This window comes from Microbispora oryzae (genome assembly GCF_017896165.1).
In the GTDB taxonomy this organism is placed as follows: domain Bacteria; phylum Actinomycetota; class Actinomycetes; order Streptosporangiales; family Streptosporangiaceae; genus Microbispora; species Microbispora oryzae.
The window spans coordinates 71,636-85,042 of record NZ_JAFCNB010000017.1; the positions used below are offsets into that span (position 1 = coordinate 71,636).

Sequence of the window (13,407 nt, forward strand, 5' to 3'; positions counted from 1 at the left end):
CGGCGGGAGATCAGTACCAGCCGGTGGCCTGGGAGTGCGCCCACGCGCCGCACGGGGACTTGTACCGGCCGGCGATGTACCCGAGACCCCACTTGATCTGCGTCGCCGCGCTGCTCTGCCAGTCGGAGCCCGCGGAGGCCATCTTGCTGCCAGGAAGGGCCTGCGGGATGCCGTAGGCGCCGCTGTAGCGGTTCATCGCCCGCTCGTTCCAGTGGCTCTCCCGGTCCCAGAGCTTCTCCAGGCAGCCCCACTCGTCGCTCCACCCACGAGCCGCGGCCATCTCCTTGCCCAGCGCCTTGTTGCTCCCCGGGTTGGGAGTGGATCCGGGAGGGAAGGCGGCGGGATTGAACCCGTTACCGCCCGGGGCCGTCTTGACGATCTTTACGGGGTCGAGCTTCTTGAGCCCGTGGCGGGTGTCCTTGATCTTGTCCGCCCGGTACGCCTGCACGGCGTGCGCCTTGAGTGCGTCCTCTTCCGGGTTGGGCACGCTCGGATCGAGCGCGAGCAGGTCGTTGAGCTCGATCGGCTTCCGGGGTTCCTGACCGTTCTGGATGGCGGTGCGCACCACGAAGGCCGTGCCCGCGGAGAGGACCGCCAGGGTCACCCCGATGCCGGCCACCCGCTTGGGGGTCAGCCACCCGCGCTTGCGCGGCGGCTCCTCGCCCCAGCCGGACGGCGGCTCGTCGCCGCCGCGCCGGGGCGGCCGGTCGTCGCCACGGCGCGAACGCGACCGGGAGCGGGACGAAGAGGCGCGATCCCTCAGCTGCTGACCAGAGCTCACGGCTCATGAGCTTGCCGTGACTTGGGGGGTGGTACGCAAGCCATTCGTGAAGGTCGGTTGGCCATTACTTGACCAAACGGCCAACCACGAGCGGTTTCTTGGTGGATGTGACGTTGGTCACACTTAGTCCGGCGATGTGGCCCGGTATGCCGCAGAGCTCGCACCGTTCGGCGCTCGTGTATACGGACTTAGCCGTAAACGACCCATAATGACCAGATGGCAGGGATCCTCCTGGTCGAAGACGACCCCTCGGTACGGGCCGGGCTTGAGCTCGCCCTCACCCGGCAGGGCCATGCCGTCACCTCGTACGCCACCGGCGAGGAGGCGCTCGACCACGTCAGGTCACGACGTCCCGAGATCGTCATCCTGGACGTCATGCTCCCGGGCATCGACGGCGTGGAGGTGTGCCGCCGCATCCGCAGGATGGACCCGCTGCCGATCATCCTGCTCACCGCCAGAGGCGACGACCTCGACGTGGTGGTGGGCCTGGAGGCCGGCGCCGACGACTACGTGGTCAAGCCCGTCGAGCCCCGCGTGCTCGACGCCCGCATCCGCGCGGTACTGCGCCGGCTGGAGTCGGCCCCGCCGGACCGCCTCTCCTTCGGCGAGCTGGTGATCGACCGCGGCGCGCTCAAGGTCACCCTGGCCGGGCGGGAGGTCCATCTCACGCCCACGGAGCTGCGGCTGCTGCTCGAGCTGATCCGCCACCCGGGGCAGGTGCTCAACCGGCGCCAGTTGCTGCGCGCCGTCTGGGACCACACCCACGTGTCCGACTCGCGGCTGGTGGACACCTGTGTGCAGCGGATCCGCGCCAAGATCGAGCCGGTGCCCGCCGACCCCGTCTACATCCACACCGTGCGCGGCTTCGGATACCGCTTCAACCCGCCATGACCTGGGTGCCCACCGGGCTCCGTGCCCGGCTGGTGGTCGCCTTCACCCTGGTGGCCGTCACCGCCTCCGCGATGGTCGCCGTACTCGGATACCAGCTGGTGCGCCGCGAGCTCCTCGACCGGGTCGAGCGCGGGGCGGTCACCGACGTGCGCGAGACGCTGTCGAAGATCACGCTGCCGGTCGGCGTGGGCGACGTGGTCTGGCCCAGCGACACGACCGTGACCGACGAGGACCTGGGCGCGCTTGTGGGCGCCCTCGAAGCGCCGGAGCGAGCGGTGATCGTCACGTACGGCGATCTGCGGGAGACCAGCTTCGGAGCCCGGTTCACCATGTCGGACGTGCCCGACCAGCTCCGCTGGCAGGCCGCGCAGCGGCTCGTCTACCAGCGGCTGCGGTTCAAGGATCAGCCCTGGCTGCTCATCGCCGCGCAGATCCAGCGGACCGGCTACGAGGGGGTCCCCCGGCCCACCGGGCTGACGGCATACGTGTTCCTCCCCCTCCGCGACGAGGAGAGGGTGCTGTCACGGCTGCTGACCGCCCTGCTCCAGGCGGGTGTCATCACCCTGACGATCGCCCTCACGGTGGCCCTGCTGTCGGCCCGGCGGGTGCTGCTGCCCGTACGCAGACTGGGGGCGGCCGCCCGCGCGCTCGGCTCCGGCGACCTGAACGTGCGGCTGCCCGTACGGGGACGCGACGAGCTGGCCGAGCTGACCGCCACCTTCAACGAGACCGCCGCGGCGCTGGAGGACACGGTCGGCGAGCTCAGGACGCTGGAGTCGATGTCACGGCGGTTCGTCGCCGACGTCTCCCACGAGCTGCGCACCCCGCTGACCGCGATGACCGCGGTGACCGACATGCTCGCGGAGGACGCCGAGAAGCTGCCCGACGACGCCGGGCAGGCGATGCGGATCGTGGTGCGGGAGATCGACCGGCTGCGCGTCCTGGTGGAGCACCTGATCGAGATCAGCCGCTTCGACGCCGGAGCCGCCCTGCTCCGCCGGGAGACGGTCGATGTCGGCGACACCCTGGCCGACTCGCTGCAGGTGCGCGGCTGGGCCGACCAGGTCAAGCTGACCGTGCCCGTCGGGCTCGCGTTCTCCCTCGACCCGCGCCGGTTCGACGTGGTGGTCGCCAACCTCGTCGGCAACGCGCTCAGCCACGGAGCCCCGCCGGTGCTGGTGACGGCGGCGCCCACCGCCGACGGGCTGGAGGTGATGGTGCGGGACCACGGGACCGGCATCCCCGGTCACTCCCTGCCGTACATCTTCGACCGCTTCTACAAGGCGGGCTCCGATCGCGCCCGCAGCATGGGCAGCGGCCTGGGGCTGGCGATCGCGCGGGCCAACGCGGAGCTGCACGGCGGCAGGCTCACGGCCGAGCGCTGCGACCCCGGGACCCTCTTCCGTCTCCGGATCCCCCGCCCATGACCCGCCGCGAGACGATCACCGCACGCCGCCGGGCGGCTCCACCCACAGCGCTGCCCACAGCGCTCCCCGCGGCGCTCCCCACAGCGCTGGCCGCGACCCTGGTCGTGACGCTGCTCGCGGCGCTGCTCGTCGCGTGCGGGGTCACGCCGACCCCCGTGCGCGACGGCGGGCCCGCGCCCCTCGTGACGGGGACGCCGACGATCGTGCGGGTCTATCTCCTGCGCGACGGACGGCTCCAGCCGACCACGGTCGCCGCGCAGTCGCCTCACGTCAACGACGTCATGGCGGCGCTGTTCAAGGCGCGCGCCCGGCCGGGCAGCGGCATGTCGACGGCACTGGCCGGGCTCACCCCGAGCCAGGTGCAGCTCGTCCGGTACGCGCCGGGGGCGGGCACCCGCAACGACCCGGACAACACGCTCAGCCTGCGCATGCGCCTGTTCGTGAGCGGGTGGCGGCTCACCCGCCTGGCGATGGCCCAGATCACCTGTACGGCCCGGCTCCGGCCGGAGGTGTGGGCCGTGGAGATCGCGGACGCCACTCCCGGCAGGACCGGACCCCTGAAGATCCACACCTGCCGGGAGTTCTGGGACCTCGCGCCCAAGGACGGGCATCTGCCGCCGTGAGCGAGGGGGTCAGACGGCGATGTCCTCCAGCAACTCGGTCACCAGGGCGGCGATCGGCGACCGCTCCGACCTGGTCAGCGTGATGTGCGCGAACAGCGGGTGGCCCTTGAGCTTCTCGACGACCGCCACCACGCCGTCGTGCCGGCCGACCCGCAGGTTGTCGCGCTGGGCGACGTCGTGGGTGAGCACGACCCGGGAGTTGGCGCCGATCCGGGACAGCACGGTGAGCAGCACCCCGCGCTCAAGCGACTGGGCCTCGTCCACGATCACGAAGGCGTCGTGCAGCGAACGGCCGCGGATGTGCGTGAGCGGGAGCACCTCCAGCATGCCGCGGTCGAGCACCTCCTCGATCACCTCGGGAGTCGTGACCGCGCCGAGCGTGTCGTAGACCGCCTGGGCCCACGGGCCCATCTTGTCGTTCTCCGAGCCGGGCAGATAGCCCAGCTCCTGGCCGCCCACGGCGTACAGGGGCCGGAACACGATGATCTTGCGGTGCTGACGGCGCTCGAGCACGGCCTCCAGCCCGGCGCAGAGCGCCAGAGCCGACTTGCCCGTGCCGGCCCGGCCGCCCATCGACACGATGCCGACGTCCGGGTCCATCAGCAGGTCGAGGGCGATCCGCTGCTCCGCCGAGCGGCCGTGCAGGCCGAACACCTCGCGGTCGCCGCGGACCAGCCGCACCGACTTGTCGGGCAGCACGCGGCCGAGAGCCGAGCCCCGGGCCGACAGCAGGCGCAGCCCGGTGTGGCAGGGCAGGTCGCGAGCCTCGTCGAGATCGGCCGAGCCGGCCTCGAACAGCGTCTCCATCTCCTCCGTGGTGACCTGAAGCTCCGCCATCCCGGTCCAGCCCGACTCCACGACCATGCCGGCGCGGTACTCCTCCGCGGCCAGCCCGATGGAGGCCGCCTTGACCCGCATCGGGAGGTCCTTCGACACGAGCACCACGTCATGCCCCTCGGCGGCGAGGTTCTGCGCGACCGTGAGGATGCGAGTGTCGTTGTCGCCCAGCCGGAAACCCGCTGGAAGGACGGATGGATCACTATGGTTGAGCTCCACCCGGACGGTCCCGTCGCCGATCGGCAGCGGGTCGTCCAGCCGCCCGTACCGCACCCGCATGTCGTCGAGGAAGCGGAGTGCCTCGCGGGCGAAGTAGCCCAGCTCCGGGTGGTGCCGCTTGGCCTCCAACTCGGTGACGACGACGATCGGGATGACGACCTCGTGCTCCGCGAAGCGGCTCATGGCCGCTGGGTCTGCCAGCAGAACCGAGGTGTCGAGAACATAGGTGCGGTTAGCGGACGGGTTACTCGAGGACACTGCCACGCGTTCTCCCCCGGGCGCCTGAGGTGGGCGCCCTGCCTTGACTGGTGGTGAACGGACCGGGCCCGAGACTCGCCGAGGCGGACCGGGGTGCCGGCCCTCCTCGCATGGTCGTGACGCAAGGGCGGGCCCTCTCCCGAGGTAAGAGCCATCGATCCCCTCGATGGCCGCTTACTTAACACGGTACGTAACGAATCCCCCGGGCCCAATACCCGAACGATGGCCGAAAGAGGCTGTTCACGAACCGTTTCAGGAGCCGTACCGGCGGTGACGTGCGGCGTAGGAGCGGAGTGCCCGCAGGAAGTCGACTCTGCGGAAGTCCGGCCAGTAGGCCTCGCAGAAGTAGAATTCCGAGTGGGCGCTCTGCCAGAGCAGGAATCCGGAGAGCCGCTGCTCTCCCGAGGTTCGGATGACGAGATCCGGGTCGGGCAGGCCGCGCGTGTAGAGATGCTCGGCGATGTGCTCCACATCGAGGACCTCGACAAGGTCTTCGATGCTCGCGCCCTTGCTGGCGTGCTCCTGGAGGAGGGAGCGCACCGCATCAGCGATCTCACGCCTTCCTCCATACCCAACCGCAACGTTCACAATCAGCCCTGGACGATGCGATGTGGTTTCTTTTGCGTGTTTGAGGACACGGGCCGTGTGATCGGGCAGGAGATCGAGCGAGCCCATCGGTTTGACGTGCCACCCCTGGTCGACCAGATCCTGCACCAGACCCTCGATGACCTGCAGCAACGGATCCAGCTCGGCCTTGTCCCTGGAGAGGTTGTCGGTGGAGAGCAGCCACAGCGTCACGTAGCCGACCCCCGCCTCGCGGCACCACACCAGCAGCTCGGAGATCTTGTCGGCGCCCTTCTGGTGTCCCCGGCTGACGTCCCGCAGGCCCATGGCTCTGGCCCACCGGCGGTTGCCGTCGACGATCACCCCGACGTGCCGGGGGATCTGGTCGGAGGACAGTTTGCGCTCAAGCCTGCGCTCGTACAGCTTGTACACGAGGTCGCGCACGCTCATGCTGCCCTCTTCTCAACGACCGGTGGTGCTCGATCCAGCCAATTATCGCGGCCCCGGCGGCCTGCCCGGCGCGTCACCGGACTTTTCCGCCCTGGCACGACAAGAGGAAGTGGTCGTCCGGAATGCGGGGGTCACAGCCTGGACGTCACCTGAGGCCCCGGTCGTCCAGCCAGCGGGCGAACGCCTCCGCGTCGGCCCGCGACCCTCCCTCCGGCCGGGGCCGGCCCTCGCCGTACGCGGCGAACGTCCGGCCGAAGGCGGCCCCGAGCTCCCGGGCCAGGCCCGGCATGACGCGGGCGACGGACCCGGCCCGCTTGGCCAGCAGGCTCCTGGCCTCGATCGCGATCCGGCCGGCGTCGAACCCGGCCGGGACGGGGCCCCCGGCGAGCAGGGCGGCGAGCAGCCCCCTCTGCGCGGCCGCGAGAGCCTCCCTGGCCGCCTCCGGCCCCTGGGAGGGCACTGTGACCGGCTCCCGGCCCGCGAGCGCGTCAGGCACGCGCCATCGCCTCCCTGATCCGGCCCAGCTCCCCGTCGAGCGCGCGGTCGCTCGGGTAGGCGTCGTCCCATTCGAGCAGCACGCCCGGCGGCGCGGCGCGGGCGCACAGCTCCGCCAGGAGGTCGAGCACGTCGTCCGGTGGGGACGCCGTGTGGGTGTCGTGCCAGATCCCGTCGTGGGCGTGTCCGCCCGCCACGTGGACGTACGCGACCCGGTCGAGCGGCAGGGCGTCGAGCGCGGCCCGCGCGTCGAGCCCCAGATTGACCTGGTTCGTGTAGAGGTTGGCGACGTCGATCAGCAGCCCGACCCCGGTGCGCTCCACCAGCTCGGCGAGAAATTGGGCCTCGGTCAGCTCGTCGTCCGGCCAGCCGAACAGCGCGGCGACGTTCTCCAGCGCGAGCGGCACGGGGAGCGACTCCTGCGCGATCCGGACGTTCTCCACGATGACCTCCAGGGCGTCGCGGGTGCGCGGGACGGGCAGCAGATGGCCGGACTCCATGCCCCCGCCCCGCACGAACGCCAGGTGCTCGCTGACGAGCGGGGCGCCGAGAGCCTCCGCGCAGCCGGCCAGGTGACCGAGACGCCGCGTGTCGGGCCGGTCGGCGCCGCCGACGCCGAGACCCACGCCGTGGGGCACCACGGGCACTCCGCGCCCGCGCAGCACGGACAGCGACTCGGGCAGCCGGGCGGGCGTCACGTTCTCCGCGATCACCTCCACGAAGCCCACGCCGGGGAGCCGTTCCACCGTGAGGTCGATCTCCGGCCGCCAGCCGATGCCGACCCCGAGCTCAGCCGCCACCGCAGCCTCCACCGCAGCCACCTCCACCACAGCCGCTCGACCCGCAACTACTTGAGCCGCAACTACTCGACCCGCAACTGCTTGAACCGCAGCTCGAATGACCGCCCGAGTGGCCGCCGGAGTCTCCGTGGTGAGACGACCCGTGCGACGACCCGTGATCGCTGTGGCCGCCGCCGATCGGAGCGCCGCCGCACGATCCGGAGGCGCACGACGAATGCGACCCGTGCCGCCGCATGTCCTCGTGGGCGATCTCCGCGGCCACACTCCTGTCACCGAACTGGTCGAGGCCGTAGAGGGCCACCGCGCCGGTCATCGCGGCGAAGGCGGCGTCGTCCGCGGCGACGGCGCCGGCGACGCGGGGCTGCCTGATCCGGGCCTGCCGCAGCGCGCCCAGCCCCGTCCGGGTGAGCGGGTCGCGCAGCGCGAGCGCGTGGCGCGAGCGGGTGATCAGGCCGTACAGACCGGCGACGGCGGCGATCACCGGCGCCAGTATGGACGCGGCGCTCCACGGGACGGCTCCCGCCGCCGGGATCACGATGGCGGCGGCCTCGATCACGAAGCAGAGCACCAGATGGCCGCTCAGCCGCGTCACGAGCCGCCGGGGCATCTCCAGCGAGCCGTCGGGCAGCAGGAATCCCTGCCCGACGAGCCGGTTCTTCAGCCCGGCCAGCGCGATGCCGTCCCCGATCTCGTGCCTGATCTCACCGGACGTCCGCCCGCCGGGCACGGCCACCAGATCGAGGACGGCCTGCTCGACCGAGTAGTGGGAGGATGCGGGCGCGCCCGCGACGGCGGTCACCCGCCCCCCGCGGGAGACCCGGATCCAGTCGCGCGCGGCCAGCGCGGCGATGGCCGTGTTGACCACCCGGCGCGGACCGCCCGCGAGATAGGCCAGCTCGTAGTGATCGAGATCACCCCGGGCGACGGACGGCGCCAAGCGGATCCTGCGGTCCTCCCGGTTGAGCGCGGACGCCGTCGCACCGACCAGCACGGCCGCGACCAGCGCGGCGAAGAGCAGCGCGAACTCCATGTGATCCCTCCTGGGGGGAAGGAGGGGGGCGCCCCGCTGCCGGCCGGTGTCGTACGGCTCGCGCCCCGTCTATCCGCTAGACGAAGCAACCGGGGAGAAAGTTCACACCGTCAGATCACACCCTGATCTCACAGCGCCGGCTCACAGCGCCGGCTCACAGCGCCGGGTCACAGCGCCGGGGCGTTGGCCTGCTCACATGATCAGCCGAGTCGTTCGACGAGCGCCTGGTATTCGTCCCACAGTCCCCGCGGCAGGTGGTCGCCGAAGGTCGCGAAGTGAGCCGGGATCAGCGCGGCCTCCTCGCGCCACACCTCCCGGTCCACGCCGAGCAGGGTCTCCAGGTCACTCGGCGGGATGTCGAGGCCGTCGACGTCGAGATCGGCCGGCAGGTTGCCGATCGGGGACGGCACGGCGGCGGCGGTGCCGTTCAGCCGCCCGGTGATCCACTTGAGCACCCGGCTGTTCTCCCCGAAGCCGGGCCACAGGAAGCGGCCGTCCGCGCCCTTGCGGAACCAGTTGACGTAGTAGATCCGCGGCAGCTTCGCCGGGTCGGCGGTCTCGCCGATCTCCAGCCAGTGGGCGAAGTAGTCGCCCATGTTGTAGCCGCAGAACGGCAGCATGGCGAACGGGTCACGGCGCAGCTCGCCGACCCGGCCCTCGGCCGCCGCCGTCTTCTCCGAGGCCACGTTGGCGCCCAGGAACACCCCGTGCCGCCAGCTCAGCGACTCGGTGACGAGGGGCACGGCGGTGGCCCTGCGCCCGCCGAACAGGATGGCGGAGATCGGCACGCCGTCCGGGTCCTGCCACTCGGGGGCGATCGTGGGGCACTGCTCCGCCGGCGTGGTGAAGCGGGCGTTGGGGTGCGCCGCGGGCTCGGGCGACTCCGGCGTCCAGGACCGGCCGCGCCAGTCGGTGAGGTGGGCCGGAGGCTCGTCGGTGAGCCCCTCCCACCACACGTCGCCGTCGTCGGTGAGCGCGACGTTGGTGAAGATGCTGTTGCCCCACAGCGTCTCGACGGCGTTGGCGTTGGTGGCCCCGCCGGTGCCGGGCGCCACGCCGAAGAACCCGGCTTCCGGGTTGATCGCGTACAGGCGGCCGTCGCGGCCGAAGCGCATCCAGGCGATGTCGTCGCCGATCGTCTCGACCGTCCAGCCGGGCAGCGTGGACCTGAGCATCGCGAGATTGGTCTTGCCGCACGCCGACGGGAAGGCCGCCGCGACGTAACGGGCCTCGCCCTCGGGGGGCGTGACCTTGAGGATCAGCATGTGCTCGGCCAGCCAGCCCTCGTCCCTGGCCATCACGCTGGCGATGCGCAGGGCGTAGCACTTCTTGCCCAGCAGGGCGTTGCCGCCGTACCCGGATCCGTACGACCAGATCTCCCGGGTCTCCGGGAAGTGGCTGATGTACTTGGTCGGGCTGCACGGCCACGGCACGTCGGCCTGGCCCGGCGCCAGCGGCGCGCCGACGGAGTGGACGGCGCGCACGAAGTCGCCGCGCCGCTCGATGAGGCGCAGCGCCCGGTCGCCCATCCTCGTCATGATCCGCATCGACACCACGACGTACGGCGAGTCGGTGATCTCGACGCCGAGCTGCGAGATCTCCCCGCCCAGGGGGCCCATGCAGAAGGGCACCACGTACATCGTGCGGCCGCGCATGCAGCCGCGGAACAGGGTGGCGAAGGTGCGGCGCATCTCGTCCGGCGCGATCCAGTTGTTGGTCGGCCCGGCGTTCTCCTCCCGCTCGGAGCAGATGAACGTCCGGTCCTCGACCCGGGCCACGTCACTCGGGTCGGAGGCCGCGTGGAAGCTGTTGGGCCGCTTGGCCAGCCGTGTGAAGGTGCCCCGTTCGACGAGCAGGTTGGTCAGCCGAGTCCACTCGGCCTCGGAACCGTCGCACCATTCGATCCGGTCGGGCCGGGTGAGCGCCGCGATCTCACTCACCCAGGCGGCGAGATCACGATGATCGGTGGGAAGCGGTACCGCTACTGAAACAGACACGGGGGCGGCTCCTTTATCTCTCACGGCCAGAGAATCATCGGCGACGGACCGCCTGCAGATCCAATTGGCGTAGACCAACGGAGATTCCTCCCGCGAATTCGGCGATATTCGTCGATCCCGTGGACCATCACATACCCCCTGGCAGAGGCGGTGATGGTGCGTGGGAGCCTACCCAATCCGGCCGCGTCCAAAAAACCATCCCGTTTTCCTTACCCGCCTCCCCGCTCCTACACATTGGTATAGGCCAGTTGAATTGGTCCAGACCATGCCGGGATTGATTCAGCCCCCGAGCCCGGGCCCCTCCGCGCGCACCCGGTCGACGTGCTGGAGGGCGTCGCGCAGATCGGCCAGCCAGGTGTCGGTGTGCCGGCCCACGAGCCGTACGCACCAGGCGAGCGCGTCGCTGCGGCTGCGCGCGACCCCGGCGGCGACGAGTGTGTCGAGGACCTGACGTTCGGGTTGCCGCAGCCGGGTCATCACGGGGACCGACACCGTGGTGAACATCAGGGTCCGGTCGCCCGCGACGACTCCCCAGGAGACCTTGCGGCGGAACCGGTGCTCCGCCTCCCTCGCGATGTCGATCCGGCGCTCGCGGGTCTCCTCCCTGAACCTCTCGACGTACCCCTCCAGCGCCGCCTCGCGTTCGACATCGGGGAGGCCTTCGGCGACGGTCAGCGCGGGGAGGGTCCCGATGACGGTGATCTCCTCGCGGTCGGTCACGATCCGCGGCCTGCCGGTGAACCACTCCTCGGGGAGACGACCGGCGAACCATCCAGTGAGCTGCTCTGCTGCATCCATGTAATCAAGATTACAGCGATTCATCGGGTCGGCAACGAGGGCAGGCCAGTTGACATAGGCTCCATTTTGCGAGCTACTTTCATTCTGTGGCTACTTCCACTTCTCGATGGTGGGCGCTCGGCGCCCTCGTGCTCAGCGTGCTGGTCATCGGCATGGACGCGACGATCCTCAACGTCGCGCTGCCCACCCTCGCGGCCGATCTCCACGCGACGACCCGCGACCTGCAGTGGATCGTCGACGCGTACATGGTTCCGTTCGCCGCGCTCATGCTCCCGGCCGGCGCGTTCGGCGACCGGTTCGGCCGCAGACGGCTCCTGCTCGCCGGCCTCGCGGCCTTCGCCGTCGCCTCCGTCGTGGCGACGGCCGCGGGGGGCACCGGGCAACTGATCGCGGCTCGCGCGCTGATGGGCGCGGGCGGCGCGCTGATCATGCCGCTGTCCACGTCGATCCTCCCGGTGATCTTCCCTCCGGCCGAGCGGGGACGGGCGATCGCGGCATGGACGGCCGCGGTGGCCCTGGGCCTGCCGCTCGGCCCGATCGTCGGCGGCTACCTGCTCGACCACTTCCGGTGGGGGTCGATCTTCTTGATCAACATTCCGGTCGTCGTCGTCGCGGCGCTGGTCACGGCGGTGTTCGTGCCGGAGTCCCGCGACCCGTCCGCGTCTCGGCTCGACTCGCCGGGCGCCCTGCTGTCGGTCGCCGGTCTGGCCGCGCTGGTCTTCGGGATCATCGAAGCCCCCTCCAAGGGATGGGGCGACCCAGCGGTGCTCGCCGGTCTCGGCGCGGGCGTGGTGCTGTTGACGGCGTTCGCGCTGGTGGAGGCGCGCGGTCCGGCGGCGATGGTCGACCTCCGCCTGTTCCGCAGCCGGGTGTTCGTCTGGGGTGCGGTCGGGGCCACGTTCGTCAGCCTCGGCATGGCGGGCGTGTTGTTCGTCGTACCGCAGCACCTGCAGGCCGTCCTCGGGTACGACGCCCTCGGCACCGGGATCCGGGTGATCCCCATGGTCGCCGGGCTCATGGCCGGGGGCCTCGCGGGCGAACGGCTGACCGCACGCCTCGGACTGCGAGCCCTGATGACCGCCGGGCTCGTGATCCTCGCCGCCGGGTTCCTGCTCGGCGCCACGACCGGTCCCGCCTCGGGCTACGGCCTCACCGCGGCCTGGCTCGCCGTCGCGGGGGCGGGAACCGGCCTGGCCATGGTGCCCGCGATGGACGGCGTGCTCGCCACGCTTCCCGAGGAACGGACGGGATCCGGCTCGGCCACCCTGCAGACCGTGCGCCAGGTCGGGGCCACGATGGGCGTTGCGGTGCTGGGCAGCCTGCTGTCGGCGGTCTACGTGGCCCGGCTCCCGGAGGGCGTCCCCGCCCCCGCCGGCGACTCGGTGACCGCGGCGGTGGAGGTGGCGGCCCGGACCGGGAACGCGGACCTGCTCCGCGCGGCCAGGGAGGCGTTCGTGGGCGCCATGGACCAGGTCCTGCTGGTGTGCGGGGTGGCGTCCGTGCTGGCCGCCGTCCTCGTGGTCGTCTTCCTCACCCGCGCCACGGGCACCGCTGCGGTCCCGGCCGTCCAGACGGCACAATCAGGGCATGACCACACCGCAGCGCCTCGGCCGCACTCCCCCCTCCCCTGAGCATGCGGTGACGAGCCTGCGCGAACGCAAGAAGGCAAGGACCCGCCGCACCATCCAGGAGGAGGCCCTCCGGCTGTTCTCCGAGCAGGGATACGAGGCCACCACGGTCGAGCAGATCGCCGAGGCGGCCGAGGTGTCGCCGAGCACCTTCTTCCGCTATTTCCCCACCAAGGAGGACGTGGTCACGCAGGACGACTACGACCCCCTCCTCCTGTCGGCGATCATGGCGCAGCCGGCCGGTGTGCCTCCGCTTACGGCCATCAGGGCCGCGTTCCGCTCCGCGTTCGCCTCGATCCCCCCGCGCGAGATGGACCAGCTCCTCTTCCGTACCAGGCTGTCGACCACGGTCCCCGCGCTGCGCGCGCGGACCGTGGACAACCTGTTCTCGACGATGGACGCGCTCGCCGGAGCGGTCGCCGAGCGGGCGGGCCGCGACCCGCGCGGCCCCGCCGTACAGGCCCTCGCGGGGGCCGTCCTCGGCGTCATGCTGCCGGTCCTGTCCACCTGGGTCGAACGGGACGGCACGACGCCGCTCCCGGACCTCATCGACGAGGCCATGGGCTACCTGGAGGCGGGCCTGCCGCTGTGAACGCCCGCGAACGGGCC

At 71.3% G+C, this 13,407-nt stretch carries 13 protein-coding genes; 5 read left to right on the forward strand and 8 right to left on the reverse strand.

Going from position 1 to position 13,407, the window contains the following annotated elements; all coding sequences use genetic code 11:
- Nucleotides 1–10 precede the first annotated feature (10 nt).
- Entirely contained in the window at nucleotides 11–781 is a 771-nt protein-coding gene (locus JOL79_RS25455) for an aggregation-promoting factor C-terminal-like domain-containing protein (protein WP_210158414.1), read from the reverse strand.
- Between the two features lie 216 nt (nucleotides 782–997).
- On the opposite strand from JOL79_RS25455, the gene JOL79_RS25460 reads away from it, so the two are divergent.
- The 3 genes from JOL79_RS25460 to JOL79_RS25470 are packed head-to-tail and all read left to right on the forward strand — an operon-like array spanning nucleotide 998 to nucleotide 3,722.
- Nucleotides 998–1,672: a response regulator gene (locus JOL79_RS25460; protein WP_210158415.1), complete on the forward strand. Its 675-nt coding sequence runs from the start codon at nucleotides 998–1,000 to the stop codon at nucleotides 1,670–1,672.
- Nucleotides 1,669–3,099 (forward strand): ATP-binding protein, encoded by a 1,431-nt coding sequence (locus JOL79_RS25465; protein WP_210158416.1) that lies wholly within the window; start codon nucleotides 1,669–1,671, stop codon nucleotides 3,097–3,099. The genes JOL79_RS25460 and JOL79_RS25465 overlap by 4 nt, the downstream gene beginning before the upstream one ends.
- On the forward strand, nucleotides 3,096–3,722 hold the full coding sequence (locus JOL79_RS25470) for a hypothetical protein (protein WP_210158417.1): 627 nt from the start codon (nucleotides 3,096–3,098) through the stop codon (nucleotides 3,720–3,722). The genes JOL79_RS25465 and JOL79_RS25470 overlap by 4 nt, the downstream gene beginning before the upstream one ends.
- Before the next feature lie 9 nt (nucleotides 3,723–3,731).
- Here JOL79_RS25470 and phoH2 read toward each other — a convergent pair whose 3' ends face one another.
- The 7 genes from phoH2 to abmR form a co-directional block, all read right to left on the reverse strand.
- Nucleotides 3,732–5,042: an RNA 5'-3' helicase PhoH2 gene (phoH2, locus tag JOL79_RS25475; protein ID WP_210158418.1), complete on the reverse strand. Its 1,311-nt coding sequence runs from the start codon at nucleotides 5,040–5,042 to the stop codon at nucleotides 3,732–3,734.
- Between the two features lie 246 nt (nucleotides 5,043–5,288).
- Nucleotides 5,289–6,050, reverse strand: coding sequence for an isoprenyl transferase (locus JOL79_RS25480; protein ID WP_210158419.1), 762 nt, complete (start codon nucleotides 6,048–6,050; stop codon nucleotides 5,289–5,291).
- A gap of 145 nt (nucleotides 6,051–6,195) precedes the next feature.
- Nucleotides 6,196–6,546 carry an SCO6045 C-terminal-like domain-containing protein gene (locus JOL79_RS25485; RefSeq protein ID WP_210158420.1) on the reverse strand — a complete coding sequence of 117 codons (351 nt, stop codon included), beginning with the start codon at nucleotides 6,544–6,546 and terminating at the stop codon, nucleotides 6,196–6,198.
- Entirely contained in the window at nucleotides 6,539–7,345 is an 807-nt protein-coding gene (locus JOL79_RS25490; protein WP_307848721.1) for an MbnB/TglH/ChrH family RiPP precursor modification enzyme, read from the reverse strand. The genes JOL79_RS25485 and JOL79_RS25490 overlap by 8 nt, the downstream gene beginning before the upstream one ends.
- A complete protein-coding gene (locus JOL79_RS25495; RefSeq protein WP_210158422.1) occupies nucleotides 7,335–8,375 on the reverse strand; it encodes a TIGR04222 domain-containing membrane protein in 1,041 nt (346 codons plus the stop codon). The genes JOL79_RS25490 and JOL79_RS25495 overlap by 11 nt, the downstream gene beginning before the upstream one ends.
- 200 nt (nucleotides 8,376–8,575) lie before the next feature.
- The gene (locus tag JOL79_RS25500) at nucleotides 8,576–10,372 is read right to left on the reverse strand and encodes a phosphoenolpyruvate carboxykinase (GTP) (protein ID WP_210158423.1); all 1,797 of its coding nucleotides are present in this window, start codon (nucleotides 10,370–10,372) and stop codon (nucleotides 8,576–8,578) included.
- A 279-nt stretch (nucleotides 10,373–10,651) separates the two neighbouring features.
- Entirely contained in the window at nucleotides 10,652–11,170 is a 519-nt protein-coding gene (gene abmR, locus JOL79_RS25505) for an ATP-binding transcription factor AbmR (RefSeq protein WP_210158424.1), read from the reverse strand.
- An 86-nt stretch (nucleotides 11,171–11,256) separates the two neighbouring features.
- On the opposite strand from abmR, the gene JOL79_RS25510 reads away from it, so the two are divergent.
- Nucleotides 11,257–12,801, forward strand: coding sequence for an MFS transporter (locus JOL79_RS25510; protein ID WP_210158425.1), 1,545 nt, complete (start codon nucleotides 11,257–11,259; stop codon nucleotides 12,799–12,801).
- A complete protein-coding gene (locus JOL79_RS25515) occupies nucleotides 12,758–13,390 on the forward strand; it encodes an acyl-CoA-like ligand-binding transcription factor (protein WP_210158426.1) in 633 nt (210 codons plus the stop codon). The genes JOL79_RS25510 and JOL79_RS25515 overlap by 44 nt, the downstream gene beginning before the upstream one ends.
- The last annotated feature ends 17 nt before the right edge of the window (nucleotides 13,391–13,407 follow it).